Source organism: Streptomyces sp. NPDC093598 (assembly GCF_044764825.1).
Taxonomy (GTDB): domain Bacteria; phylum Actinomycetota; class Actinomycetes; order Streptomycetales; family Streptomycetaceae; genus Streptomyces.
The window spans coordinates 444,087-465,330 of record NZ_JBIWIV010000002.1 but is presented as its reverse complement, the minus strand read 5'-3'; the positions used below and the strand labels follow the sequence as shown (position 1 = coordinate 465,330).

Below are 21,244 nucleotides of genomic sequence, written 5' to 3'. Positions count from 1 at the left end.
TACGGCCCGGTGGGCGCAGCCGAATTTCAGGCGGCGCGCTCCTCCTCGGTGGCCTCCAGCGGCACCTGCGGTCCGTTCGACTCGCGCAGCCAGCGCCGCAGCACCCGGTGCACGTGCTCGGCGCCCACGAGTTCCTCGCCCTCGGCGACCGGTGCGGAGACGCCGAGCGGCGACAGCAGGAAGGGTCTGCCCTGGGCGCCGCCGAGGCCGCCGTGGGAGCCGATCTGCTCCTCGAAGGCGAGGACTTCGCCGTCGGCCGGGTCGTGGAAGGAGTTGACCATGATGTCGGCCGTGTGCGGGAAGGAGTGCGTCCGGCGGACCGCGTCGGCAGCGCCCGGGCCGAACGGGGCGAGCGGGCCCGGGTTGTCGTCGAGGTCGGCCAGCGGGATCTCGGCGCCGTACGCGCCGAGCACGACACCGCCGTGCTCCTCGCTGCGGACCAGCAGGAAGCCGATGCCCGGGTGGTTGGCGAGGGTCGGCAGCAGTGCGGGGTGGCGGGCGTCGATCTCCTCCTTGCTCATCCGGTGCGTCACGTCCGGGAAGGAGACCAGGCCGAGGTTGCCGGAGGCCAGCACGATCGGCTCCTCGCGGCGCCCGGGGCGATGCTGCTCGCCGGACTCCTCCACGGGGATGCGCAGCGCGGCGCGCACGGCGGCTCGGGCCTCCGCCCCGCTGCGGGTGCGCTCCGCCCTGCGCGGTACGGGCATGCCGCAGCCCGCCCGCACCAGGTCGCCCAGCGTGAGGCCGTAGCGGGAGCGGAAGGTCTCGCCGGGGCTCTGGCCGTGGTCGGACAGCACGACGATGCGGTACGGGCGCGGGGCGTGCTCGGCGACGCTCTCGATGAGGGCGAGCGAGCGGTCGAGGCCTTCGAGGACCTTCTGCGCGTCGCGGCTCGCCGGGCCGGAGTGGTGGGCGACCTCGTCGTAGGCCACCAGGTCGGCGTAGACGGCGGTGCGTCCGGCGAGCATGTCGCCCGTCACGGCGGAGACGACGACGTCCCGCTCGACGACGGTCGCGAAGGCCCGGACGAGGGGGTAGAGACCGCCGCGGGAGACGCGCGGGCGTTGCTGGCGCAGACGCGCCCGGGTGGACTGGCCGATCTCCCGGCCCACCTCGGCGATGAAGGACAGCGCCGTGCGCACGGCATTGGCCGGGTCGGAGAAGTAGGCGAAGTAGCCGTCCCTGGAACGGTTCTCCCGGCTGCGGCGGCGGGTGGCGATGGACAGCACGAGGGCCTGCTCGTCGGCGCCGCCGCTGAACAGGTTGCCGCGGCTGGCGCCGTCGACGGTGAGCAGCCCGCCGTGCCCCGCGTACTCGACGGCGCGGCGCTGGAGTTCGACAGCGCTGGTGGGGCGGTTGCAGACGACGACCTCGCGGGTGTCCTTCTCGTACCAGCGGAACGCGGGGACGTCGTGGTTGCTGCCGTGCAGGATGCCGAGCTGGCTGGCGCCGGTCTGGCTGGACCAGTCGGTCCGCCAGGGGGTGAGCCGGTGGCTGGGGCGGCCGCCGTCGCCTATGTCGAGCCATCGGGCGACGGTGGGCATCAGACCCTTGCCGACCGCGTCCAGCAGGGTGTCGTGGCCGACGCCGTCCAGTTGCAGGAAGACGGTGCCGGGGCTCGCCGGGCAGGGCGGCCCGGACCGGCGGCGGCGGTCGGAGAGGCGGTACAGCCTGCGGCGGTAGGCGTCGTCGTCCCGCACGGCCAGGGCGGCGCCGGTCGCGGAGGCCACGGCCGACATCACGGCGGCGACCACGACGGCGGTCTCCGGGGCGGCCGCGCCGCGCTCGGCCGGGTTGAGGTGCAGAGCGAGCAGCAGCAGGGCGCCGTTGAGGAAGAACACCAGCAGCCCCAGCACGAGCGCCGGTACGAGGAGCAGGAGCCGGACGAGCAGCGGCCACACCACGGCCGACAGCAGACCGAAGGCGCCGGCGCCGAAGGCCGCCGTGACGGCTATGTCCGTCGCGCTGTCGCCGTTCTCCGAGCGGAGCCGGAAGTCCGGGAGGATCCCGGCGAGCACGAGCATCGTGACGGTGGAGACCGCCCACACGGCGACGCTCCGCCCCACCTGACTGGCGACCCGCCGCCACCGCACGCCCCGCACGCCCCGTCACCTCACGTCCCTGGCCCGCAACCGTCGCGGGCCCTCCCCGACAGTGTCCCAACGCCCGGCCGGGTCACTTCGTCCCCGGGTCACCCCCGGTGAGAGACGTCAGCGCCCGTCGTAGCCGGCCGTCGGCATCGACAGCCGCCGGTGCACGCACGCCTTCATCGCGGCGTCGTACGCCGGTTCCGCATGCCCCACCGTCTCGACGCGTACACCGCGCCGCACGCACTCGGCGGTGAACTCCTCGACGGAGGCGAGCGCACTCTCCAGTACCCGCCGGCTGGGCGCGACGAACAGGTCGAGGCCGGGCCGCACGCCGTCCCACAGCGCGCCGTGGTCGGGCCGCAGCCCGCGGACCAGTAACTCCCGGCTGACCACGTAGCCCCGTTCGGCGGCCCAGCGGGCGCACATCGCGTGCTGACTGCGGGAGTCGACCAGGAACGGATCGTCGTCCAGCTCCTCCAGCGGCGTCAGACTCGCGATCGCCGTGACCCGCACCGGCACCATGGCGTCCCCCTCACCTCCGGTTTCGCCGCCGACCCTACTCCTGCACGTAGGCTTCGGGGGAGTCGCGCGAAGGAGGCAAAGAAGTGCCGGTGGAGATCACCTGGTGGGGTCACGCCACTTGCACCGTCGAGGACTCGAACGTGCGCGTGCTCACGGATCCCCTGTTCGCACGCCGGCTCGCGCACCTGCGCCGCCGGCGCGGGGCCCTGCCGCCTCCGGGCGCCCCGCGCGCGGACGTGGCGCTGGTGTCGCATCTGCACGCCGACCATCTGCACGTGCCGTCGCTGATGCGGCTCGCTGCGGGCACGCGCCTGCTCGTGCCCCGGGGCGCGCGCCGGGCGGTGCCCGGACTGCGCCGGCTCACGCACCTGCGGGTGAGCGAGGTGGCCCCCGGAGACGAGACCCCGGTCGGCGACATCGTCGTACGGGCCGTGCCCGCGCTGCACGACGGGCGGCGGCTGCCGTTCGGGCCGCACCGCTCCCCCGCCCTCGGTTACGTCATATCCGGCGAGGCCCGGACGTACTTCGCCGGGGACACCGGGCTGTTCGACGAGATGGCCAAGGAGGTCGGGCCGGTCGAGGTGGCGCTGCTGCCGGTGGGCGGCTGGGGGCCGTACCTGGGCGAGGGGCATCTGGACGCGGGGCGGGCGGCGCAGGCACTGGAGCGGCTGGCGCCGCGCAGTGCGGTGCCGGTGCACTACGGCACGTACTGGCCGATCGGCATGGACGCGGTGCGCCCCCACGAGTTCCACGCGCCGGGGGACGAGTTCGTCCGGCTGGCGGCCCTGCACGCGCCGGCCGTGGCGGTGCACCGGCTCGGGCACGGGGAGAGCGTGCGCCTGGAGGGCGCGCGGTGAATTGGTCAGCGCCCCTGGCGCTCGCGGCGTCGGCTGTCACACCGGCGGCCCTGGTTCCGGAGTCCACGCAGCAGGCCGTCGGCTATCCGACGCTCTTCGTGCTGGTGCTGGCCGGGGCGCTGGTGCCGGTGATCCCGACGGGGGCGCTGGTGAGTTCGGCGGCGGTGGTCGCCGTGCACCGGACGGCGCCGTTCTCGCTGGCGATGGTGTTCGTGACGGCGTCGCTGGCGGCGTTCCTGGGCGATGCGGCGCTGTACTGGCTGGGGCGGCGCGGGCTGAAGTCGAAGAACGGCTCCCGGTGGCTGGAGGCGCTCCGGTCGCGGGCGCCGGAGGACCGGCTGGAGCAGGCACAGGAGAAACTGGCCGCGCACGGGGTGGCGGTGCTGGTGCTGTCGCGGCTGGTGCCGGCGGGGCGTATCCCGGTGATGCTGGCCTGTCTGCTGGCGGAGTGGCCGATGCGCAGGTTCTCCCGGGGGAACCTGCCGGCGTGTCTGGCCTGGGCCGTGACGTATCAGCTGATCGGGATTCTCGGGGGCTCGCTGTTCGCCGAGCCGTGGCAGGGCGTGGTGGCGGCGATCGCGCTGACCGTGCTGATCAGCGCGGTGCCGGCGGTGGTGCGGCGGGTGCGCAGTTCCCCACGCTCCTGAAGGCGCCTCCGGGGCCGGTGCCCTGAGGTCAGTCCCCGGACAGCACCCGTGAGGCGCCCACCGGCATGTCCCAGAGGTTCTCCCGGGGCAGCCCCGCCTTCTCCCAGGCCGCCCGCACGCGCGTCAGGGGCTCCATGACCGGCTCCGCCGACAGGACGAACGTCGCCCAGTGCATGGGGGCCATCCGGCTCGCGCCGAGGTCCTGGGCCGCGCGGACCGCCTCCTCCGGGTCGCAGTGGACGTCGCGGAGCCACCAGCGGGGGTCGTAGGCGCCGATGGGCAGGAGGGCCAGGTCGATACCGGGGTAGCGGCGGCCGATGCGGGAGAACCAGTGGCCGTAGCCCGTGTCGCCCGCGAAGTAGACGCGTCGGCCGCCTGGGTCGGTGAGGACCCAGCCGCCCCACAGGCTGTGGCAGGTGTCGGTGAGGCTGCGCTTGGACCAGTGGTGGGACGGGACGAAGTCGAAGCGGACGCCGTCCAGTTCGGCCGCCTCCCACCAGTCGAGCTCCGTCACGCGGGTGAAGCGGCGGCGGTGGAACCAGCCGGCGAGCCCGGCAGGGGCGAACACCGGGGTGTCGCGCGGGAGGCGGCGCAGTGTGGGGGCGTCCAGGTGGTCGTAGTGGTTGTGGCTGATGACGACGGCGTCGACGCGCGGCAGGTCCTCCCAGGGGACGCCCACGGGGGTGATCCGGGCCGGCGTGCCGAGGATGCGGCGGGACCACACCGGGTCGGTGAGAACGGTCAGTCCGCCGATGCGCAGCACCCAACTCGCGTGTCCCGCCCAGGTGACGGCGACGGTGCGGGCGTCGACACGGGGCAGCGGGGCCGGGGCGTAGGGCAGCCGGGGGATGTCGGCGAGGCCCTCCGGGCCCGGTCTCACCGCGCCCTCGCGGGCGAAGCGGGCCATGGCCTTCAGACCCGGGAGGGGCGCGGTCAGCCGGTCGTGGAAGGTGCGCGGCCACACCCGCCGCTCGGCCAGTGGCCGGGGTTCGGCCAAGGGCGGGCAGGGGGGCGCGAAGGGCGACGGGAGCGAGGGCTCGGCGGGCTCCTGGGTGGTCGTGCTGGTGGTCGACTCGGACTGCTGCGTCATCGAGGAGGCTCCCATCGCTGAGCGTCGTCGCGGAGATCGTCGAAGACCGACTTCAGTCGGATCAACGCGCGGTGCACATGCGGCAGTTCCAACGGTGCGGGTGAGGTGAGGCACTCCGCGCGTTCCGTGTCGGAACCGGCCACCAGTGCGCCGGTGGAAAGCCGCACGCGCGGGGCTTCGAGGTCGTCGCCGAAGCGGTGCCCGCCCGGGGCGGGCATACCGAGGCGTGCGGTGAGGAAGTCCTCCAGTTCCTGTGCGTCGCCGACGCCGTGCGCGCTCAGCGCGGGCTCCAGCGGGGCCAGATCCACGTACAGGTGACGGCCGCAGCGCGGGGGCCGGGCGAGGGCGCCCGCGGCGACGACGGCCGTGTGCGCCTCGTCGGCCAGGAGCGCGTGCAGGCGCACGGCGGTCGCCACGCGCGCGGTGACGGGTTCCGGCTCTCCCAGGGCGTACGCGGACGCCGCGGCGATGGGCGCGGCGACACGGGCGTCGAGGGCGGTGAGGATGTCGAGCACGCGCGCGTGCAGGCCGTCGCCGTCCTCGCCGGCCGGGAAGCGGGCCACGGCGGCCGGCCAGCCGGGCGGGAGCAGGGCGCCGGCCAGGTCGGTGACGACGGTGACCCGGCCGGGCACCATCTCGGCGGGGCTGAGCAGCACGGTGTCGTGCGGGTCGTGCAGGGTGTCGCGCCAGGTCTCGTCGCTGACCAGGTGCAGGCCCTCCCCCTGGGCGGCCTCGATGGTCTCGTGGAGCAGTTCGGGCGGGGTGACGGTCGCGGTGGGGTCGTCGGCGACGGACAGCACGAGCAGCCGTGGGTCGCCGCCCTCGTCGCGGACCCGGCGCACGGTCTCCAGCAGCGCGTACGGGTCGGGGACCCCGCCGCTCTCCGGCGGGGTCGGCACCTGGAAGGCGGGGCGCCCCAGCAGACGTGCGTACGGCGCCCACCAGGCGGCGCAGGGTCTCGGTACGAGGACGTCGCCGCCGAGGGCGGCGGTCAGGGCGAGCAGCAGCGCGGGCGAGCCGGGGGCGGCGGCCACCCGGTCCGGGGCGCAGTGCAGTCCGCGCCGGTCCCAGTAGCCGCAGGCGGCCTCGCGCAGGGCCGGGCCGCCGCCGACCGGCTCGGGGCCGCCCCGGGACCCCGCGGCGGCGAGCACCGCGGACAGCTCCGGCAGGACGGGCAGTCCGTCCTCGGGCAGCGGCGGCCCGAACCGGACGGGGCCGTGACCTTCGGGGGCCGTCCGCCGCATCCGTACCTCCGCAGTGCCAGTGCCTGGTGCCGCCGTGTTGTGCCGCCCTCGTGCCCTCGGCCACTGAGTACCCAGGGTGCTGCCGCCCCATGGGCGCCCGGCCGGGTTGTGACGGTCACAGCATGGGCGGGCCCGGGCCGGGGAAACCGGGTCCTTCCGGGGTGGTGCGACGGGCCGGGCGGGTCAGCGGTAGGGGTCGTGCTCCCGGTTGCGCAGCCGGTGCACGGCGGCCCCGAACGCGCCCGCGATCAGCACCCCGCCCGCGACCAGGGCCGGCACGGAGTCGGTGAAGGCACCGCCGTCACCGGCCCGTACCCCGCGCTGGACCGGTGCCGCGTCGCACTCGGTGTGGTGGCGTTCACGGTGGTGCGAGGGTTCGGGGCAGGGCTTGTGGGTGGGGTGGTGTGTGGGCTGGTGCGTGGGCTGGTGTGTGGGCTGGTGCGACGGCTTGTGGGGCCCGGCGCCGTGCGCCACGGTGAACGTCGCGCTCCACTCCTTGCCCTCCCCGCCGGGAGCGGCCGGGCAGGTGCCGTCGACGGTCCACGCGGAGTCCTCGCCCAGGGCGTCCGGATCACCCTCGAAGTTCTCGGCGGAGGCGATCAGGGCCGTGCCCCGGTAGGCGGGGCCGGACACCTCGTCGTCGTTGCCGGTGACCCGTTGCAGCGGCACCGTGCCCTCGTCGAAGGCCTGCGAGGTGGCGTCGATGGTGTCGGGCGGCGGCCCCCCGGTCGGATCACAGCTGACCGAGACGGTGAGCGTGCCTCCGGGCTGGACGGTGGCGGGACTGACCTCGGCGGCCGGTTCGGCGAAGACCGCCGGCGTGAAGCCCACCAGGGCCGAACCGGCCAGGACGGCGACGGACAGGGCGTGCAGGCTGCGGCGCATCGAGGGGACTCCTTCGGTAGTCATACCCCTCTGCCATGACAGCCCGCCCGCGGCGGGCCCGCGCGGGACCGGACCCCATTAGCGGGACAGCACCCTCCAACCGGGTGAAGGTGGAGCGGCCCCGAGTCGTGGGAGCAGCCCCGAGTCGTGGGAGCACCCCCGCGTCAGGCCACGTCCCGCATGACCTGCTCCCGCACCCGGCCGCAGCACCGGCTGATCAGCCGGGACACGTGCATCTGCGAGATCCCCAGCTCCTCGGCGATCCGGCTCTGCGTCATGTCGTCGAAGAACCGCATGTACAGAATCGCCCGCTCCCGCTCCGGCAGCGCCGCCAGCCGGGCCTTGACGGACTCACGGTCCACGACCGTGTCCAGCGCCGGGTCGTGGGACCCCAGCGCGTCGCTCAGGGAGTACCCGTCCTCACTGCCGGGCAGCTCCGCGTCCAGGGACAGCGCCGTGAAGCTCTCCAGCGCCTCCAGGCCGGTCCGGACGTCCTCCTCGCTCAGGTTCGCGTGCTCGGCGATCTCGGCCACGGTGGGCCGACGGCCGGAGATGGTCTGGGACAGGTCCTGGCCGGCGAAACGCACGCGGTTGCGCAGGTCCTGGACGCGGCGGGGTACGTGCAGGGTCCACATGTGGTCCCGGAAGTGCCGCTTGATCTCGCCGGTGATGGTCGGCACCGCGTAGCTCTCGAAGGCGTTGCCGAGCTCGGGGTCGTACCGGTCGACGGCCTTGACCAGGCCGAGGGCCGCGACCTGGCGGAGGTCCTCGAAGCTCTCGCCGCGGCTGCGGAAGCGTCCGGCGAGGCGGTCCGCCATGGGCAGCCAGGCTTCGACGATCTCGTCGCGGAGCGCGTCACGCTCCGGGCCGGCGGGCATCGAGGTGAGCCTGCGGAAGGCCTCGGCGGTGTCGGGGGCGTCGTGGTGGGGGTGCTGCTTCGCGCTGATTCGGGTCGGCATGATGCGTCGCAATCCCTTGAGAGTGCTCTTGGGTCGGACGGTCACCGTGGAAGCGCATCCGCTGTGGGACAGGGCCTCGGTGGCGGCGCGCGACGCCGCTCCCACGGGCGTGCCTCCTGTCCGAAGCACTGAAGGTGCGCCTGCCCCCGGCCCCCACCCGCAAACCCGGAGAGGTTTTCCGCCGTCGCGCAGGGTGACTCGTACTGCCGGCTCTGTCCCCCTACGTCCGGGAGGTCGTACATGAGCACCAAGGTCGCCGACCACGTCCTGCGGAGGCTGCGCGAGTGGGGAGTGGAGCAGGTCTTCGGCTATCCGGGCGATGGCATCAACGGCCTGCTCGCCGCGTGGGGCAGGGCCGAGAACGAGCCGCGTTTCGTGCAGTCGCGGCACGAGGAGATGTCCGCGTTCCAGGCGGTCGGCTACGCCAAGTTCAGCGGCCGTCTCGGGGTGTGCGCAGCCACGTCGGGGCCGGGCGCGATCCATCTGCTGAACGGCCTGTACGACGCCAAGCTGGACCATGTCCCGGTGCTGGCGATCGTCGGCCAGACGCACCGCACCGCGATGGGCGGCTCCTACCAGCAGGAAGTCGATCTGCACACGCTGTACAAGGACGTCGCCTCCGACTTCGTGGAGACGGTGACGGTGCCGGAGCAGCTGCCGAACGTGCTGGACCGGGCCATCCGCACCGCGTACGCGCGCCGCTGCCCGACCGCCGTCATCATCCCCGGCGATGTGCAGGAGCTCGACTACTCGCCGCCGACGCACGAGTTCAAGATGGTGCCCTCCAGCCTGGACCGCAGTTCGTGGACGGCCGTGCCGTCCGACGACTCGGTGCGGCGGGCCGCCGAGATCCTCAACTCCGGTGACAAGGTGGCGATCCTGGTCGGCCAGGGCGCGGCCGGCGCGCGGGCCGAGGTGGAGCGGATCGCCGAGCTGCTCGGCGCGGGTGTCGCCAAGGCGCTGCTCGGCAAGGACGTCCTCAGCGACGAACTGCCGTACGTCACCGGCTCGATCGGCCTGCTGGGCACCCGCCCGTCCTACGAGCTGATGCGCGACTGCGACACGCTGCTGACCATCGGGTCGTCGTTCCCGTACAGCCAGTTCCTGCCGGAGTTCGGCACGGCGCGGGGCGTGCAGATCGACATCGACCCACACATGATCGGCATGCGCTACCCGTACGAGGTGAATCTGGTGGGCGACGCCAGGGCCACCCTGGAACGGCTGATCCCGCTGATCGAGACAGGCCGCGGGCGCGAGTGGTACGACACGGTGTGCGACAACGTGACGCGCTGGCGCGACGTCATGGAGCGCCGTGCCGGTCTCGACGCCGATCCGATCAACCCGGAGTACGTGGCCCGCGCGCTGGACCCGCTGCTGCCGGACAACGCGATCGTCACGTCCGACTCGGGCTCGACGGCGAACTGGTACGCCCGGCACCTGACGATGCGGCCGGGCATGCGCGGCTCGCTCTCCGGCACGCTGGCGACGATGGGCTGCGGGGTGCCGTACGTGATCGGCGCGAAGTTCGCGCATCCGAACCGCCCGGCGATCGCACTGGTCGGGGACGGTGCGATGCAGATGAACGGGATGGCGGAGCTGATCACGGCGGCCAAGTACCGGCACCTGTGGGAGGACCCGCGGCTGGTGGTCGCGGTGTTCAACAACCATGATCTGAATCAGGTCACGTGGGAGCTGCGGGCCATGGGGGGAGCTCCGTCGTTCCTGCCGTCGCAGGAGCTTCCGGACGTGCAGTACGCCGCGTTCGCCCGTTCCCTGGGGCTGACCGGCATCAGGGTGGAGAAGCCGGAGGACGTCGAGGCGGCCTGGCGGGCCGCGCTGGAGGCGGACGGTCCCGCGGTGCTCGAGTTCCTGACCGATCCTGCTGTCCCACCGATCCCGCCGCACGCCACCTGGGACCAGATGGAGGCGACCGCCGCGTCGGTCCTGAAGGGCGACGCGGACCGGGGATCGATGGTCAAGCGGGGCTTCAAGGCGAAGGTGCAGGAGTTCCTGCCGGGGCGGGAGAAGAAGTAGCGGCCGCGGCGGCGGGGGGTACGCCGGCCGGTTCGCGCCGGTCGGCGTCGTCCTGCGGCAGCAGCAACTCCTCGTAACGGCCCAGCACCAGCACCACTCCGAGCATGAGCAACGGGATGAGCACAGCGAGCAACGCCATGACGGGTCCTTCCCCAGAGAGGTGTGGGGGGTGTGAGCCGGGTCTCCCGCAGGACATGGCGCAAACCAGTGCGGACGGCGGCGATCGGGCCCACGGAACCTGTGTCGGCCCCCGGTGTACGGGTACGCGGTGCGGGCCCCCGAACGTCTGGAGGGAGACATGCAGCGAGGAAGCGACCGGCTGAGCGTCCACCGGGACGACGAGATGAAGCACGAACTGCAGGGTCTGCTCAGGTCCGGGCACCCCACGCGCAGTGAGGAGTGGCACGACCCGGAGCCGGCCGCCGAGGACGATCCCGAGGTCGCCTACGGGCCGGTGACGCCGAGCCGCGCGCCGACGTCTCTCGACTCGGTGCGGCTGGAGCTGGCCCGGATCCTGGGCCGCAGGGCGTTCCCGGCGAGTCCGCGCGAGCTGGCCCGCGAACTGCGCGGTCACCAGGCGCCCGACGCCCTGGTCGAGGCCCTGGAGGGGCTGCCGCGCCAGGAGCGCTACGGCAATGTCCAAGAGCTGGCCCAGGCCCTGATCCGGACCCGTGAGACCGGGCCGGAGGAGTACGCGTGAAGACCGCGCCGGGGGCATCGCGGTACGCCGCGGTGCCCCAACGCCTGGACGGAGGGAAGCCCCAGTGATGGCGGAGTACGTCAAAGAGGTGATGACAGCGGGCGTCGTCGCCGTGCGCCCGGACGCCTCGCTCGTCGAGGCGGCCCAGTTGATGCGCACGCAGAACATCGGCGACGTGGTGGTGGCCGAAGGGCAGGACGTGATCGGCGTCCTCACCGACCGTGACATCACGGTACGGGCCGTCGCCGACGGCGCCGACCCGATGACGGTCAGCGCGCAGACCGTGTGCACGAGGAATCCGGTGACGGTGACGCCGGACGACCGGGTGGCGACCGCCGTGGCGCTCATGCGCGAGCACGCGGTGCGCCGGCTGCCGGTGGTGGAGAACGGGCTGCCGGTCGGGATCGTGAGCCTCGGCGACGTGGCCGAGGCCGAGGACCCCGCGTCGGCGCTCGCGGACATCAGCCGGGCGGAGCCGGACTCCCGGGGCGGTGCATGAGCACCACCGGTGGGCACGGCCTGGCCGACCGGTCACGGCGGGGTACCGCTGCGGTGCGTGCGCGCGAGCCGTAAGCGCAGGAACAACAAGAAGCAGGAACAACAAGAGCACGAGAAGTACGAAGTACGAGAACGACGCGTGGAGCGACGCGGCGCACCGGAGCGCCGCCCGCTCCGGGAAAGGACGTTGAGCATCATGCGTATCGCGTTTCTGGTCGCACCCGAGGGCGTCGAGCAGGTCGAGCTGACCGATCCGTGGCAGGCCGTGAAGGACGCGGGGCACGAGCCCGTGCTGGTGTCGACGCAGCAGGGCGAGATCCAGGCCTTCAACCACCTCGACAAGGCGGACACGTTCCCCGTGGACGAGGTCGTGGGAGACACCTCGCCGGACTCGTTCGGTGCTCTCGTGCTGCCGGGCGGCGTCGCCAACCCGGACTTCCTGCGGATGGACGACAAGGCCGTCGCGTTCGTCCGGGACTTCTTCGAACACGGCCGGCCCGTGGCGGCGATCTGCCACGCGCCGTGGACGCTGGTCGAGGCGGACGTCGTACGCGGACGGGAGCTCACGTCCTGGCCGAGCCTGCGGACCGACATCCGCAACGCGGGCGGCACCTGGGTCGACAAGCAGGTCAAGGTCTGTGACCACGGGGCGAACAAGCTGGTCACCAGCCGTAAGCCGGACGATCTGAAGGCATTTTGCGAGACCTTCCTCGACGTCTTCGCGCAGGAGGCCGCCTGACGGCGTCCCCCGCCGACACCAGGACGCGTTCGTGGCGGCGGTCGCGGGGCATCCGTCTGTTCCCGGTCGTCCCCTTCGAATCGAGGGGCTCAGGTGCCGGGGGTCGTGGGAGTCGCCGACTCCCCGCTCCCCCGCTCCCGGGCCCCTTCGCGTGTGCGGCCCGCGGCCACCGGGCGGCGCGGGTTGCGGCGCAGGTACTCACCCTCGAGTTGCGCCATGCGCTCGTTGTGGGCGCGCAGCGCGTCGTTCGAGCCGTACAGCAGCGTGTCGTGGCGCGTGCGGTGGATGGTCTCCAGCTCTTTCATGAGCTGCTGGTCGTCCAGCCGGTCAGGGTCCACTCCGGTCATCGTGTCGCCCCGCTCGTCGTGTTCGTTCATGCGGTCCGGGTACCCGCCCCCGGAGCAACTGAGCACTGCCCCCGAGCGGCATCCGGGAGGAACCATGGATCTCGCCTTTCTGCACCCACTGTACGAACACCCCGGGCCTTGGGCCTCCGTGTACGTGGACACCTCACGGCACACGGAGGGCACTCCCCACGAGCGGGAGCTGACGGCCCAGGCGATGGCCAGGGAGCTGTCAGCGCAGGGGGCGGACGAGGCGACCTGCCGGGCCGTGCAGAGCGCGATCGAGGATCTGCGGCACTCGTCCGAACCGCACGGCCGGGCCCTGTTCGCACGGGCCGGCGAGGTCGTTCTCGACCCGCCGCTGGTGCGTCCCCCGCAGGGCGGCGACTGGGCCGAATGGGCGCCGCTGCCGCGGGTCGCGCCGCTGCTGGAGCTGGCCGGGGAGGACCCGGTGTGCGTGGTGGCGTACGTCGACCGCAAGGGCGCGGACTTCGAGTTGCGCAGCGCGCTGGGCCGGGATGGCGCCGGGAGCGTCACCGGGCGGCAGTGGCCGGTGCACCGGACGAGTTCCGCGGACTGGTCCGAGCGGCATTTCCAGCTGCGGGTGGAGAACACCTGGGAGCACAACGCCGCGGAGATCGCCGACGCGCTCGCCGTGTGCCAGGAGGAGACCAAGGCCGACCTGCTGATTCTCGTCGGTGACGACCGGGAGCGGCGGTCCGTGCACGAGCGGCTGCCCAAGCGTCTGCACGACCTGGTGGTCGAAGCGCCGCACGGCACCGGCAGCCGGCTTCTCGACGAGGACGTGGAGCGGGCCCGGGCCGAGCATGTGGGGCGGCAGGCCGAGGCGGAGCTGGAGCGGTTCCGCGCCGCCCGCAACCCGGACGACGAGGGTCGTGCCGGGGCCGTGGAGGGCGTGCCCGCGCTGGTCGAGGCGGCCCGGGAGCACCGTATCGACGAGCTGCTGATCAGGGTGGACGGTCCCGACGCGCACCGCGAGGTGTGGATCGGGGAGGACCCGGATCAGCTGGCGGTGCGGCGGACGGACCTGAAGATCCTGGGCGAGCAGCACTCGTGGCCGGCCCGGGCCGACGACGCGCTGATCCGTTCCGCGGTGGCCACGGACGCGCCCGCACTGTCGGTGTCGGAGCGCGAGGTCCCCGTGGGCGGCCTGGGGGCGCTGCTGCGCTGGAAGTGAACCGGAGCGGGCCCTAACGGGCCCGTTCCACCCTGCGTTCGTCCCAGACCGGGTCCGGGGTCTCCCGGACCCGGCCGTCGCTGCCGAAGACCAGGTAGCGGTCGAACGAGCGGGCGAACCAGCGGTCGTGGGTGACCGCGAGGACCGTCCCGTCGAAGGCCTCCAGGCCCTCCTGGAGCGCCTCCGCGGACTCCAGGTCCAGGTTGTCCGTGGGCTCGTCCAGCAGCAGCGCGGTCACGCCCTGGAGCTCCAGCAGGAGGATCTGGAAGCGGGCCTGCTGGCCGCCGGAGAGGCGTTCGAACGTCTGCTCCGCCTGGTGGGTGAGCTCGTAGCGGCGCAGGCGGGACATCGCGGCGCCGCGGTCCTGTGCGTGCTCCTTCCACAGGATGTCGAGGAGTGTGCGGCCCTCCAGCTCCGGGTGCGCGTGTGTCTGCGCGAAGTGGCCGGGCACCACCCGGGCGCCCAGTTTCCACTCGCCCGTGTGCGCCACGTCCTCACCGGCGAGCAGGCGCAGGAAGTGGGACTTGCCGGAGCCGTTGGAGCCGAGGACGGCGACGCGCTCGCCGTAGAAGACCTCCAGGTCGAAGGGGGTCATCAGGCCGGTGAGCTCCAGGTTCGCGCAGGTGACCGCACGGACGCCGGTACGGCCGCCCTTGATCCGCATCGTGATGTCCTGCTCGCGCGGCGGCTCCGGGGGCGGCCCGGCCTCCTCGAACTTGCGCAGGCGGGTCTGGGCGGCCGCATAGCGAGAGGCCATCTCATGGCTGACGGCCGCGGCCTGACGCAGGTTCAGCACCAGTTTCTTCAGCTGGGCGTGCTTCTCGTCCCAGCGCCTGCGCAGCTCCTCGAAGCGGGCGAAGCGCTCACGCCGGGCGTCGTGGAAGGTGGCGAAACCGCCGCCGTGCACCCAGGCGTCGGCACCGGCCGGCCCGGGTTCCAGGGAGACGATCTTCTCGGCGGCGCGGGCGAGGAGTTCACGGTCGTGGGAGACGAAGAGAACCGTCTTGCGGGTCTCCTTCAGCCGTTCCTCCAGCCACCGCTTGCCGGGGACGTCGAGGTAGTTGTCGGGCTCGTCGAGGAGCAGCACCTCGTCGGTGCCGCGCAGCAGCGCCTCCAGGACGAGCCGCTTCTGCTCACCGCCGGAGAGCGTGCGGACCTCGCGGAACTGCGCCTTGTCGTAGGGCACCCCGAGCGCTGCAGTGGTGCACATGTCCCACAGCGTCTCGGCCTCGTAGCCGCGGGCCTCGGCCCAGTCGGCGAGGGCCTGCGCGTACGCCAGCTGGGCGGCCTCGTCGTCAACGGTCATGATGGCGTGCTCGGCGGTGTCCACGGCGCGGGCGGCCTCGCGGATGCGGGGCGCCGCGACGGACACGAGCAGGTCCCGCACGGTCGTCTCGTCGCGCACGGATCCCACGAACTGCCGCATGACACCGAGCCCGCCGCCGACGACCACGGACCCGCCGTGCGGCTTGAGCTCACCGGCGAGCATCCGGAGCAGGGTGGTCTTCCCGGCGCCGTTGGGCCCCACGAGGGCCACGACGGCCCCCTCCCCCACCCGGAACGAGACATCACCCAGCAGCGCCCTTCCGTCGGGCAGGTAGTACTCCAGGTGCGCGGCTTCGAGGTGACCCATGGACGCGATTCTGTGGGGCCGCAGGGGTTCGGGGCAAACGGGTTTCGGATCCGCGGGTGCCGGTCAGACCCGCTCCAGCGGCCGATGCGGTTCGCTGGGAAGCTCCGCCTCGATCGTGTCGCCGGGCCGCACCACGCCGCCCTCCCGCACCACGCTCATGATCCCGGCCTTGTGCACGATGTTCCCCGCCTCGTCCCGTCCGACGACCCGCTTCAGCAGCCCGTCCTGGAAGTGGTCGATCTGCAGACAGGGGTTGCGCAGCCCGGTGACCTCCAGGACCGCGCTCTCGCCGATGCGCAGCAGCGTGCCGGTGGGCAGTCCGAGCAGGTCGATGCCCCGGGTGGTGATGTTCTCGCCGAGTTCGCCGGGCGCCACCTCGAACCCGTCCTCCCCGACCTCGGCGAAGAGCTCCTCGTGGATGAGGTGGACCTGCCGCAGATTCGGCTGGGTGGGGTCCTGCGCGACGCGCGAGCGGTGCTTGACCGTCACCCCGGCGTGCACGTCCCCCTCCACCCCGAGCCCCGCGAGCAGATTGATGCTGTCCCGGTTCGGCTTGGTGAAGGAGTACTCCCCGTTGCTGCTGACCGCCGTCACGTGCCCGCTCATCCGTCGGTTCCCCCTGTTTCGGTGATGATGATCAGCCATGAGCCTGCCCCGAGACCGTCGGTGTGTCCACCCCCCGCCGGGTACCCGCATGCCGAGCTGGACCTCACCACCTCGAAGCCCGGGCGCCATCCCCTGTGCGACAGAGCCCTCTGCCTCGACCGCCGCCTCTTCGAAGCCGCCGCGGTCCGGCACCGGCCGGGGCGGACTGCGTCCTGCCCCGGCTGGGCCCCAGAGTGAACCAGGCGCGCCGGTCGATCGCGGCGCATTGACGCCCTCAGTCCACATAGCGAGATTCGGGTCTCAACATGCGGTAGCCCCGCGTACGGTGATCTCATGCCGACCCAATCGGAAGGGGTGGGATCCGCCATGCCGGAACCCAGGGAGACCGCTGTCTACACCCACGGGCACCACGAGTCCGTGCTGCGCTCGCACACCTGGCGGACCGCCGCCAACTCGGCCGCGTACCTGCTGCCTTCGCTCAAGCCCCACATGAAGATCCTGGACATCGGCTGCGGTCCGGGCACGATCACCGCCGATCTGGCCGAGCTCGTGCCCGACGGACAGGTCACCGGCGTCGACCGGGTGCCGGAGATCCTGGAGCAGGCGCGCGCCACGGCGGCCGGGCGGGGACTGGCCAACGTGGACTTCGCGGTCGCCGACGTGCACGCCCTGGACTACCCGGACGACACGTTCTGCGTGGTGCACGCCCATCAGGTGCTCCAGCACGTGGGCGACCCGGTCCGGGCGCTGCGGGAGATGAGGCGGGTCGTCCGGCCCGGCGGCCTGATCGCCGTGCGGGACGCGGACTACGAGGCCATGACCTGGTACCCGGCGTCCGGGGGGCTCGACGCCTGGCTGGATCTCTACCGCCGGGTCGCCCGGGCCAACGGCGGTGAGCCGGACGCCGGGCGCCGGCTGAAGGCCTGGGCCCTGCGGGCCGGGCTCACGGACGTCACGGCGAGCTCCGGCACCTGGACCTTCGCCACCCCCGAGGAGCGGGCCTGGTGGAGCGGACTGTGGGCCGACCGGACCCTGGCGTCGGCCTACGCGGACCGGGCCCTCGAGGGCGGGCACACCGACGAGGCGGGACTGCGGGACGTGGCCGACGCGTGGCGGGCATGGGGCACGCGGGAGGACGGGTGGTTCAGCGTGCTGCACGGGGAAATTCTCTGCCGCAAGGAAGCCTGAAACCCGGTTTCCGGGACACATTCAAAGCAGGAGGTTCTCATTATGGTTCCCATCCTGCTGGTACTGCTTCTGGCATTGGTTCTGTTCGGCGCCGGATTTGCAGTAAAGATTCTCTGGTGGATCGCACTCGCGGTTCTCGTCCTGTGGCTGCTGGGATTCTTCGTCCGCGGCACGTCGGCAGCCGGTGGCAGGGGCCGTTGGTACAGGTGGTGAATGACGCGTGCTTCCCCGGTCCTGACTCAGGACCGGGGAAGCACGCGTATGTCAGTCCCGCGGAAGCAGCGGCCCGAGCGGCCCGAGGTCCAGGTTGAGGTCCTCGGGCCGCAGTCCGTAGCGGTCGCGCAGTTCCGTCATCCGTTCGTCGAGCAGCATGAGCGTGAGCCCGATCCGCTCCTCCTGCTCCTCGCTCAGATCCCCCACGTCGAACCGGCGCAACGCCTGGCGCTCCATGAGCTGGCGCAGCAGTTCGACCACCGTCAGCACGAGTTTGACCAGGTCACGCTCAACGGTGTCGGGCTCCAGATCCATCCGGTTGGAGCGCGGCCGGGGGCGGTCGGGGGTGGTCACAGCAACTCCTCGAACGGTGAGGGCACCTGGGCGTTCACCGAGCTGATGAGCGCGTTGAGGTCGATACGGACGAGGTCGACGTCGGCGATGCGCAGCGTGATGTCCCCCGTGATCACGACGCCGCCGGCGAGCAGCCGGTCGAGCAGGTCCACGAGGGCGACCTCACGGCGTTCCACAACGGTCACGTCTTCTCCCCGTCGTTCTCCCCGGCGAACGAATAGGCCGCCCAGGGGCCGGTGAGTTCGATACGCATTCCGGGCGCCTCGCCCTTCGTGCGGTCCACCAGTTCCACGAACTCCTCGGAATGCGCACGTGGAACGAGATAGGCGGCATTCAGCACGTTCCGCCCGGTGGCCTTGGAAAGCGCGGGGTTCTGCGGGGGATGCAGGCGGGAGTCCTCCGCGAATGCGGAAAGTTCTTCGTGCAGTCGCGTCGAGAAGGCCTCGGCCTTCTGCCACATCTCCTCGTGGGATTTCGTCTGCATACGTCGCTGCCGCAGGTAGTCCCGGCCCGACGCGGCCTTCTGCGGGGGCTTGGCGCTCTCCTGCGATTCGGACTCCGCGTACACCTTCACGCCCCACTCGACCCGGCCCTCCAGCCGGTCGAGGGTGCGCCGGAAGTCCTCCTCGCGCGCCTCCATCATCGTCCGTACGCCACTGTCGTCGTGGAAGACGGTGCCGAGCCGCAGCGGCAGCGGGGTCGTGACGGTGGTGAGCGCGTCGATCACGCCCTGGTGGGCGCGGGCGGTCTCGGTGAGCCAGTCCAGATCCTCCAGATGGGCACGGAGCGGCTCCTCCGCGAAGTCCCGCTCCGGCACGTGGCTCACCACGGCCACCAGGCCGTGGTGAGTCAGTGCTCTGGGCGGATCGCCCGCCACCCCGGTCAACTGGGACTGGAGCGGTGTGCCGAAGGGGCGGCAGACGGCGTAGACGTACCGCAGTCCGGTCACGGTGCCTCCTTCTTCTCCGCGCGGCCGGGCTCCAGTTCCTCCAGCCGGGCCAGCCTCTCGCGCAACTCGGCGTTCTCACGGGTCAATTCGTCGCGGCGGGCCCGCGAGCTGAGGGCCGGGTCGGTCTCCCACCAGTCGATGCCCATCTCCTTCGCCTTGTCGACCGACGCGACGATCAACCGCAGTTTGATCGTGAGGAGTTCGATGTCGAGCAGGTTGATCCGGATGTCGCCCGCGATGACGATGCCCTTGTCCAGTACCCGTTCAAGGATGTCGGCGAGGTTGGCACCGCTTCCCTGACCGTAGGGCTCGGGCATCCTGCTGGGCGTCGTCATCGCCGGCTCCCTGCCTCGACTTCCTCATCCTCGTCCTCGTACTCGTCGTCCTCGTACTCGCCCTCGGGCTCTTCCTCCTCCTCGGGCTCTTCCTCGTCCTCGGTCTCCTCGTCGTGCTCGGCCTCGGAGTCGTCCTCGTACTCGCCCTCGGGCTCTTCGCCCTCCTCTTCGGGCTCCTCCTCGTCGTCGTACTCGTCCTCGGCCTCCTCGCCCTCGGGGCGTTCCTCCTCGGACTCCTCCTCGGACTCCTCCTCGGACTCCTCCTCGGCGAGCGCGTCCTCGTGGCTGCGGACGACCTCGCCGTCGCGGATCTCGCCGCGCCAGCCGTCCTCCGCCTCGCCCTTGATCGTGATGAAGCGGACGAAGTTCTTGAGGTCCAGCCGGGCCCGGCGGCCCTGGGCGCGCCAGATGTTGCCGGTCTTCTCGAAGAAGCCGGAGGGGTAGTACTCGATGACCAGCAGGACGCGGGTGAGGTCGTCGGTGAGGCGGTGGAAGGAGACGACGCCCTTCGTGGTGCCCTTGGCACCCTCGGAGGTCCAGGAAATGCGGTCGTCCGGGACCTGTTCGGTCGTCTTCGCCTTCCAGCTGCGGCTGGACCACCAGATCTTCGCCTGCCAGTCGGAGTGGGTGTCGTCGTCGCGGCTCGCGCTCTTGACGCCCTTCGCGAAGGTGCTGAAGTCCTGGTACTTCGTCCACTGGTCGTACGCGGTGCGCAACGGCACGCCGACGTCGATGTGCTCGATGATGACGGTGGGCTTGTTGCCGGAACGGCCCTTGCCCTTCTTGCCCTTGCCGCCGCCACCCAGGTTCTTGAAGGCGCCTGTGACCTTGTCCTTGAGGTGCGAGCCGCCGGTCTCCATCGCGGCGCGCAGCGGTCCCTTACCCTCGGCGAGCTTACGCCCGCCGTCGAGGGCGAGCTTGGCGAAACCGGGGCTGTTGCCCTCGGCGATGTCGTTCAGCTTGCCGGTGGTCTCGCCGAGCTTGCGGCCGACGCCGGTCAGCATCCGCGTGGCCTGGGCGGCGAGGTACTCCTGCAACTCGGCCTTGAGCCGGTCTGCGGCCTCGCTGTGGGCCAGGTCGGTGAGCGGGTTCTTCGCCGCTCCATCGGCGGCGGACTTCGCCGAGCCGAGTGTGTCACTCATCCCTCACCGCCTCCTTTCGGCAGTCGGGACCGGGCGCTGCCGCCCCTGCTCCCGGAGGTCGCCTTCTTGGCGGCCGTGGTCTTCTTCGCCGCCGTCTTCCGGCCCGCCGCCGTCTTCTTCGCGGGAGCCTTCTTGGCGGGAGCCTGCTTCGCCGCCTTCTTCGCCGGCGCCTTCTTGGCGGGGGCCTTCTTGGCGGGCGCCTTCTTCGCCTCCGGTTCCTCGTCCTCGGACTCGTCCGCGTCGGGACCGGAATCCTCGGGCTCGTCCGCCTCGTCCTCGTCCTCGGACTCTTCCGCGTCGGCACCGGACCCCTCGGGCTCCTCGTCCTCGTCGGCACCGGAACCCTCGGGCTCCTCGTCCTCGTCGGCACCGGAGTCCTCAGGCTCCTCGTCCTCGTACTCGGCGTCCTCGGCGTCGTCGTCCTGACTGCCGGGCACCGCGCCCGACAGCTGGTCGCGCACCTGGGCGGTCCGGCCGTGCAGCCGGTCGGCGAGGGCGTCGATCTGCCGCTCGACCATGGCACCGGAGGCCGCCTTGCCGACACCGCGCAGATCCTCGCGCAGCTGGTCCCCGATCTCCTTGAACTGCGGGTTGTTCCGCAGCTGCTGCTGCAGCAGGTCCGCGACCATGCGCGGGCTCAGATTCAGCTTCTTCCCGGCGACCAGACCCCCGACGGCCACCGCCATCTTGAGTTTTTTGGTACGTCCCAGGAGGTATCCGGCCCCCACCGCGAGGCCCAGTCCCATTCGGTTCATTGCGTTGTCCCGTTGCCTGTTCCCGCGCTCCCGCGCGAAGCGGTCTCCAGCCGGTCGAGGAGTTCGTCCTCCTGTCGGTCGAACTCCTCCTCCGTGATCTCCCCGGCCTCCAGCTGCTCCTCCAGGCGGGCCAGCTCGGCCCGGATCGTCGCGGGGTCGTAGTAGATCCGCTCGGCCTCCTGGAGTACCTGTCTGACGGCCCAGGCGCTGCCGCGTACCGGTGCGAACGGCAGCAGCAGCACCTCCGAGATCAGGCCCACGT

Annotated in this window: 26 protein-coding genes; 9 read left to right on the top strand and 17 right to left on the bottom strand. The window is 72.0% G+C overall.

Annotated elements, in window-relative coordinates; translation table 11 throughout:
- Window positions 1-26 precede the first annotated feature (26 nt).
- Window positions 27-2,102, bottom strand: a complete 2,076-nt coding sequence (locus ACIRDU_RS08150) for a phage holin family protein (protein ID WP_403575966.1) — start codon at window positions 2,100-2,102, stop codon at window positions 27-29.
- Window positions 2,103-2,210: 108 nt separating this feature from the next.
- Window positions 2,211-2,612 carry a hypothetical protein gene (locus ACIRDU_RS08145; RefSeq protein WP_403575964.1) on the bottom strand — a complete coding sequence of 134 codons (402 nt, stop codon included), beginning with the start codon at window positions 2,610-2,612 and terminating at the stop codon, window positions 2,211-2,213.
- Window positions 2,613-2,695: 83 nt separating this feature from the next.
- On the opposite strand from ACIRDU_RS08145, the gene ACIRDU_RS08140 reads away from it, so the two are divergent.
- Window positions 2,696-3,469: an MBL fold metallo-hydrolase gene (locus ACIRDU_RS08140; protein ID WP_403575962.1), complete on the top strand. Its 774-nt coding sequence runs from the start codon at window positions 2,696-2,698 to the stop codon at window positions 3,467-3,469.
- Window positions 3,466-4,116: a DedA family protein gene (locus ACIRDU_RS08135; protein WP_403575960.1), complete on the top strand. Its 651-nt coding sequence runs from the start codon at window positions 3,466-3,468 to the stop codon at window positions 4,114-4,116. The genes ACIRDU_RS08140 and ACIRDU_RS08135 overlap by 4 nt, the downstream gene beginning before the upstream one ends.
- Before the next feature lie 28 nt (window positions 4,117-4,144).
- On the opposite strand, the gene ACIRDU_RS08130 is transcribed toward ACIRDU_RS08135, so the two are convergent.
- From ACIRDU_RS08130 to ACIRDU_RS08115, 4 genes are all read right to left on the bottom strand, one after another.
- Window positions 4,145-5,206, bottom strand: a complete 1,062-nt coding sequence (locus ACIRDU_RS08130; protein ID WP_403575958.1) for an MBL fold metallo-hydrolase — start codon at window positions 5,204-5,206, stop codon at window positions 4,145-4,147.
- Window positions 5,203-6,450 (bottom strand): aminotransferase class I/II-fold pyridoxal phosphate-dependent enzyme, encoded by a 1,248-nt coding sequence (locus ACIRDU_RS08125; protein WP_403575956.1) that lies wholly within the window; start codon window positions 6,448-6,450, stop codon window positions 5,203-5,205. Before ACIRDU_RS08125 ends, ACIRDU_RS08130 begins: the two co-directional genes overlap by 4 nt.
- 183 nt (window positions 6,451-6,633) lie before the next feature.
- On the bottom strand, window positions 6,634-7,335 hold the full coding sequence (locus ACIRDU_RS08120) for a hypothetical protein (RefSeq protein WP_403575954.1): 702 nt from the start codon (window positions 7,333-7,335) through the stop codon (window positions 6,634-6,636).
- Window positions 7,336-7,499: 164 nt separating this feature from the next.
- Entirely contained in the window at window positions 7,500-8,294 is a 795-nt protein-coding gene (locus ACIRDU_RS08115) for an RNA polymerase sigma factor SigF (protein ID WP_403575952.1), read from the bottom strand.
- A gap of 240 nt (window positions 8,295-8,534) precedes the next feature.
- Between ACIRDU_RS08115 and ACIRDU_RS08110 the strand changes: the two genes are divergently transcribed.
- Window positions 8,535-10,328, top strand: a complete 1,794-nt coding sequence (locus tag ACIRDU_RS08110) for a thiamine pyrophosphate-requiring protein (RefSeq protein WP_403575950.1) — start codon at window positions 8,535-8,537, stop codon at window positions 10,326-10,328.
- Here ACIRDU_RS08110 and ACIRDU_RS08105 read toward each other — a convergent pair.
- The gene (locus ACIRDU_RS08105; protein WP_403575948.1) at window positions 10,282-10,467 is read right to left on the bottom strand and encodes a hypothetical protein; all 186 of its coding nucleotides are present in this window, start codon (window positions 10,465-10,467) and stop codon (window positions 10,282-10,284) included. The genes ACIRDU_RS08110 and ACIRDU_RS08105 overlap by 47 nt on opposite strands.
- 159 nt (window positions 10,468-10,626) lie before the next feature.
- On the opposite strand from ACIRDU_RS08105, the gene ACIRDU_RS08100 reads away from it, so the two are divergent.
- From ACIRDU_RS08100 to ACIRDU_RS08090, 3 genes are all read left to right on the top strand, one after another.
- Window positions 10,627-11,028, top strand: coding sequence for a DUF2795 domain-containing protein (locus tag ACIRDU_RS08100; RefSeq protein ID WP_403575946.1), 402 nt, complete (start codon window positions 10,627-10,629; stop codon window positions 11,026-11,028).
- A gap of 67 nt (window positions 11,029-11,095) precedes the next feature.
- Complete coding sequence (locus ACIRDU_RS08095; RefSeq protein WP_403575944.1) at window positions 11,096-11,527, top strand: CBS domain-containing protein; 432 nt, start codon at window positions 11,096-11,098, stop codon at window positions 11,525-11,527.
- 195 nt (window positions 11,528-11,722) lie between these two features.
- On the top strand, window positions 11,723-12,265 hold the full coding sequence (locus ACIRDU_RS08090) for a type 1 glutamine amidotransferase domain-containing protein (protein WP_403575942.1): 543 nt from the start codon (window positions 11,723-11,725) through the stop codon (window positions 12,263-12,265).
- An 89-nt stretch (window positions 12,266-12,354) separates the two neighbouring features.
- Here ACIRDU_RS08090 and ACIRDU_RS08085 read toward each other — a convergent pair whose 3' ends face one another.
- A complete protein-coding gene (locus tag ACIRDU_RS08085) occupies window positions 12,355-12,642 on the bottom strand; it encodes a DUF6158 family protein (protein ID WP_031118201.1) in 288 nt (95 codons plus the stop codon).
- 64 nt (window positions 12,643-12,706) lie between these two features.
- Between ACIRDU_RS08085 and ACIRDU_RS08080 the strand changes: the two genes are divergently transcribed.
- Window positions 12,707-13,807 (top strand): Vms1/Ankzf1 family peptidyl-tRNA hydrolase, encoded by a 1,101-nt coding sequence (locus ACIRDU_RS08080; RefSeq protein WP_403575939.1) that lies wholly within the window; start codon window positions 12,707-12,709, stop codon window positions 13,805-13,807.
- Window positions 13,808-13,820: 13 nt separating this feature from the next.
- Here ACIRDU_RS08080 and ACIRDU_RS08075 read toward each other — a convergent pair whose 3' ends face one another.
- Window positions 13,821-15,440 (bottom strand): ATP-binding cassette domain-containing protein, encoded by a 1,620-nt coding sequence (locus ACIRDU_RS08075; RefSeq protein WP_403575937.1) that lies wholly within the window; start codon window positions 15,438-15,440, stop codon window positions 13,821-13,823.
- Window positions 15,441-15,503: 63 nt separating this feature from the next.
- The gene (locus tag ACIRDU_RS08070; RefSeq protein WP_403575935.1) at window positions 15,504-16,046 is read right to left on the bottom strand and encodes an MOSC domain-containing protein; all 543 of its coding nucleotides are present in this window, start codon (window positions 16,044-16,046) and stop codon (window positions 15,504-15,506) included.
- Window positions 16,047-16,412: 366 nt separating this feature from the next.
- Between ACIRDU_RS08070 and ACIRDU_RS08065 the strand changes: the two genes are divergently transcribed.
- Both ACIRDU_RS08065 and ACIRDU_RS08060 read left to right on the top strand, forming a co-directional pair.
- Complete coding sequence (locus ACIRDU_RS08065; protein WP_403575933.1) at window positions 16,413-17,234, top strand: class I SAM-dependent methyltransferase; 822 nt, start codon at window positions 16,413-16,415, stop codon at window positions 17,232-17,234.
- Between the two features lie 42 nt (window positions 17,235-17,276).
- The gene (locus ACIRDU_RS08060) at window positions 17,277-17,447 is read left to right on the top strand and encodes a hypothetical protein (RefSeq protein WP_031136400.1); all 171 of its coding nucleotides are present in this window, start codon (window positions 17,277-17,279) and stop codon (window positions 17,445-17,447) included.
- 51 nt (window positions 17,448-17,498) lie between these two features.
- On the opposite strand, the gene ACIRDU_RS08055 is transcribed toward ACIRDU_RS08060, so the two are convergent.
- Genes ACIRDU_RS08055 through ACIRDU_RS08025 form a run of 7 tightly spaced genes read right to left on the bottom strand, consistent with a single transcriptional unit; the run spans window position 17,499 to window position 21,242 of the window.
- Entirely contained in the window at window positions 17,499-17,762 is a 264-nt protein-coding gene (locus tag ACIRDU_RS08055) for a gas vesicle protein K (RefSeq protein ID WP_030843810.1), read from the bottom strand.
- A 35-nt stretch (window positions 17,763-17,797) separates the two neighbouring features.
- Window positions 17,798-17,986, bottom strand: a complete 189-nt coding sequence (locus ACIRDU_RS08050; RefSeq protein WP_003994122.1) for a gas vesicle protein — start codon at window positions 17,984-17,986, stop codon at window positions 17,798-17,800.
- Entirely contained in the window at window positions 17,983-18,750 is a 768-nt protein-coding gene (locus ACIRDU_RS08045; RefSeq protein WP_403575930.1) for a GvpL/GvpF family gas vesicle protein, read from the bottom strand. The genes ACIRDU_RS08050 and ACIRDU_RS08045 overlap by 4 nt, the downstream gene beginning before the upstream one ends.
- Window positions 18,747-19,085 (bottom strand): gas vesicle protein, encoded by a 339-nt coding sequence (locus tag ACIRDU_RS08040; RefSeq protein ID WP_031108661.1) that lies wholly within the window; start codon window positions 19,083-19,085, stop codon window positions 18,747-18,749. The genes ACIRDU_RS08045 and ACIRDU_RS08040 overlap by 4 nt, the downstream gene beginning before the upstream one ends.
- Window positions 19,082-20,227: an SRPBCC family protein gene (locus tag ACIRDU_RS08035; protein ID WP_403575928.1), complete on the bottom strand. Its 1,146-nt coding sequence runs from the start codon at window positions 20,225-20,227 to the stop codon at window positions 19,082-19,084. The genes ACIRDU_RS08040 and ACIRDU_RS08035 overlap by 4 nt, the downstream gene beginning before the upstream one ends.
- Window positions 20,224-20,982 (bottom strand): DNA primase, encoded by a 759-nt coding sequence (locus tag ACIRDU_RS08030; protein WP_403575926.1) that lies wholly within the window; start codon window positions 20,980-20,982, stop codon window positions 20,224-20,226. The genes ACIRDU_RS08035 and ACIRDU_RS08030 overlap by 4 nt, the downstream gene beginning before the upstream one ends.
- Window positions 20,979-21,242, bottom strand: a complete 264-nt coding sequence (locus tag ACIRDU_RS08025; protein WP_386502527.1) for a gas vesicle protein GvpG — start codon at window positions 21,240-21,242, stop codon at window positions 20,979-20,981. The genes ACIRDU_RS08030 and ACIRDU_RS08025 overlap by 4 nt, the downstream gene beginning before the upstream one ends.
- Window positions 21,243-21,244: the final 2 nt, after the last annotated feature.

Coding starts and splice junctions, on each gene's coding strand:
- ACIRDU_RS08145 (WP_403575964.1), bottom strand. CDS start 2,612: ATGGTGCCGGTGCGGGTCACGGCGATCGCGAGTCTGACGCCGCTGGAG.
- ACIRDU_RS08130 (WP_403575958.1), bottom strand. CDS start 5,206: ATGACGCAGCAGTCCGAGTCGACCACCAGCACGACCACCCAGGAGCCC.
- ACIRDU_RS08125 (WP_403575956.1), bottom strand. CDS start 6,450: ATGCGGCGGACGGCCCCCGAAGGTCACGGCCCCGTCCGGTTCGGGCCG.
- ACIRDU_RS08120 (WP_403575954.1), bottom strand. CDS start 7,335: ATGCGCCGCAGCCTGCACGCCCTGTCCGTCGCCGTCCTGGCCGGTTCG.
- ACIRDU_RS08115 (WP_403575952.1), bottom strand. CDS start 8,294: ATGCCGACCCGAATCAGCGCGAAGCAGCACCCCCACCACGACGCCCCC.
- ACIRDU_RS08110 (WP_403575950.1), top strand. CDS start 8,535: ATGAGCACCAAGGTCGCCGACCACGTCCTGCGGAGGCTGCGCGAGTGG.
- ACIRDU_RS08105 (WP_403575948.1), bottom strand. CDS start 10,467: ATGGCGTTGCTCGCTGTGCTCATCCCGTTGCTCATGCTCGGAGTGGTG.
- ACIRDU_RS08100 (WP_403575946.1), top strand. CDS start 10,627: ATGCAGCGAGGAAGCGACCGGCTGAGCGTCCACCGGGACGACGAGATG.
- ACIRDU_RS08095 (WP_403575944.1), top strand. CDS start 11,096: ATGGCGGAGTACGTCAAAGAGGTGATGACAGCGGGCGTCGTCGCCGTG.
- ACIRDU_RS08090 (WP_403575942.1), top strand. CDS start 11,723: ATGCGTATCGCGTTTCTGGTCGCACCCGAGGGCGTCGAGCAGGTCGAG.
- ACIRDU_RS08085 (WP_031118201.1), bottom strand. CDS start 12,642: ATGAACGAACACGACGAGCGGGGCGACACGATGACCGGAGTGGACCCT.
- ACIRDU_RS08080 (WP_403575939.1), top strand. CDS start 12,707: ATGGATCTCGCCTTTCTGCACCCACTGTACGAACACCCCGGGCCTTGG.
- ACIRDU_RS08075 (WP_403575937.1), bottom strand. CDS start 15,440: ATGGGTCACCTCGAAGCCGCGCACCTGGAGTACTACCTGCCCGACGGA.
- ACIRDU_RS08070 (WP_403575935.1), bottom strand. CDS start 16,046: ATGAGCGGGCACGTGACGGCGGTCAGCAGCAACGGGGAGTACTCCTTC.
- ACIRDU_RS08065 (WP_403575933.1), top strand. CDS start 16,413: ATGCCGGAACCCAGGGAGACCGCTGTCTACACCCACGGGCACCACGAG.
- ACIRDU_RS08060 (WP_031136400.1), top strand. CDS start 17,277: ATGGTTCCCATCCTGCTGGTACTGCTTCTGGCATTGGTTCTGTTCGGC.
- ACIRDU_RS08055 (WP_030843810.1), bottom strand. CDS start 17,762: ATGGATCTGGAGCCCGACACCGTTGAGCGTGACCTGGTCAAACTCGTG.
- ACIRDU_RS08040 (WP_031108661.1), bottom strand. CDS start 19,085: ATGACGACGCCCAGCAGGATGCCCGAGCCCTACGGTCAGGGAAGCGGT.
- ACIRDU_RS08035 (WP_403575928.1), bottom strand. CDS start 20,227: ATGAGTGACACACTCGGCTCGGCGAAGTCCGCCGCCGATGGAGCGGCG.
- ACIRDU_RS08030 (WP_403575926.1), bottom strand. CDS start 20,982: ATGAACCGAATGGGACTGGGCCTCGCGGTGGGGGCCGGATACCTCCTG.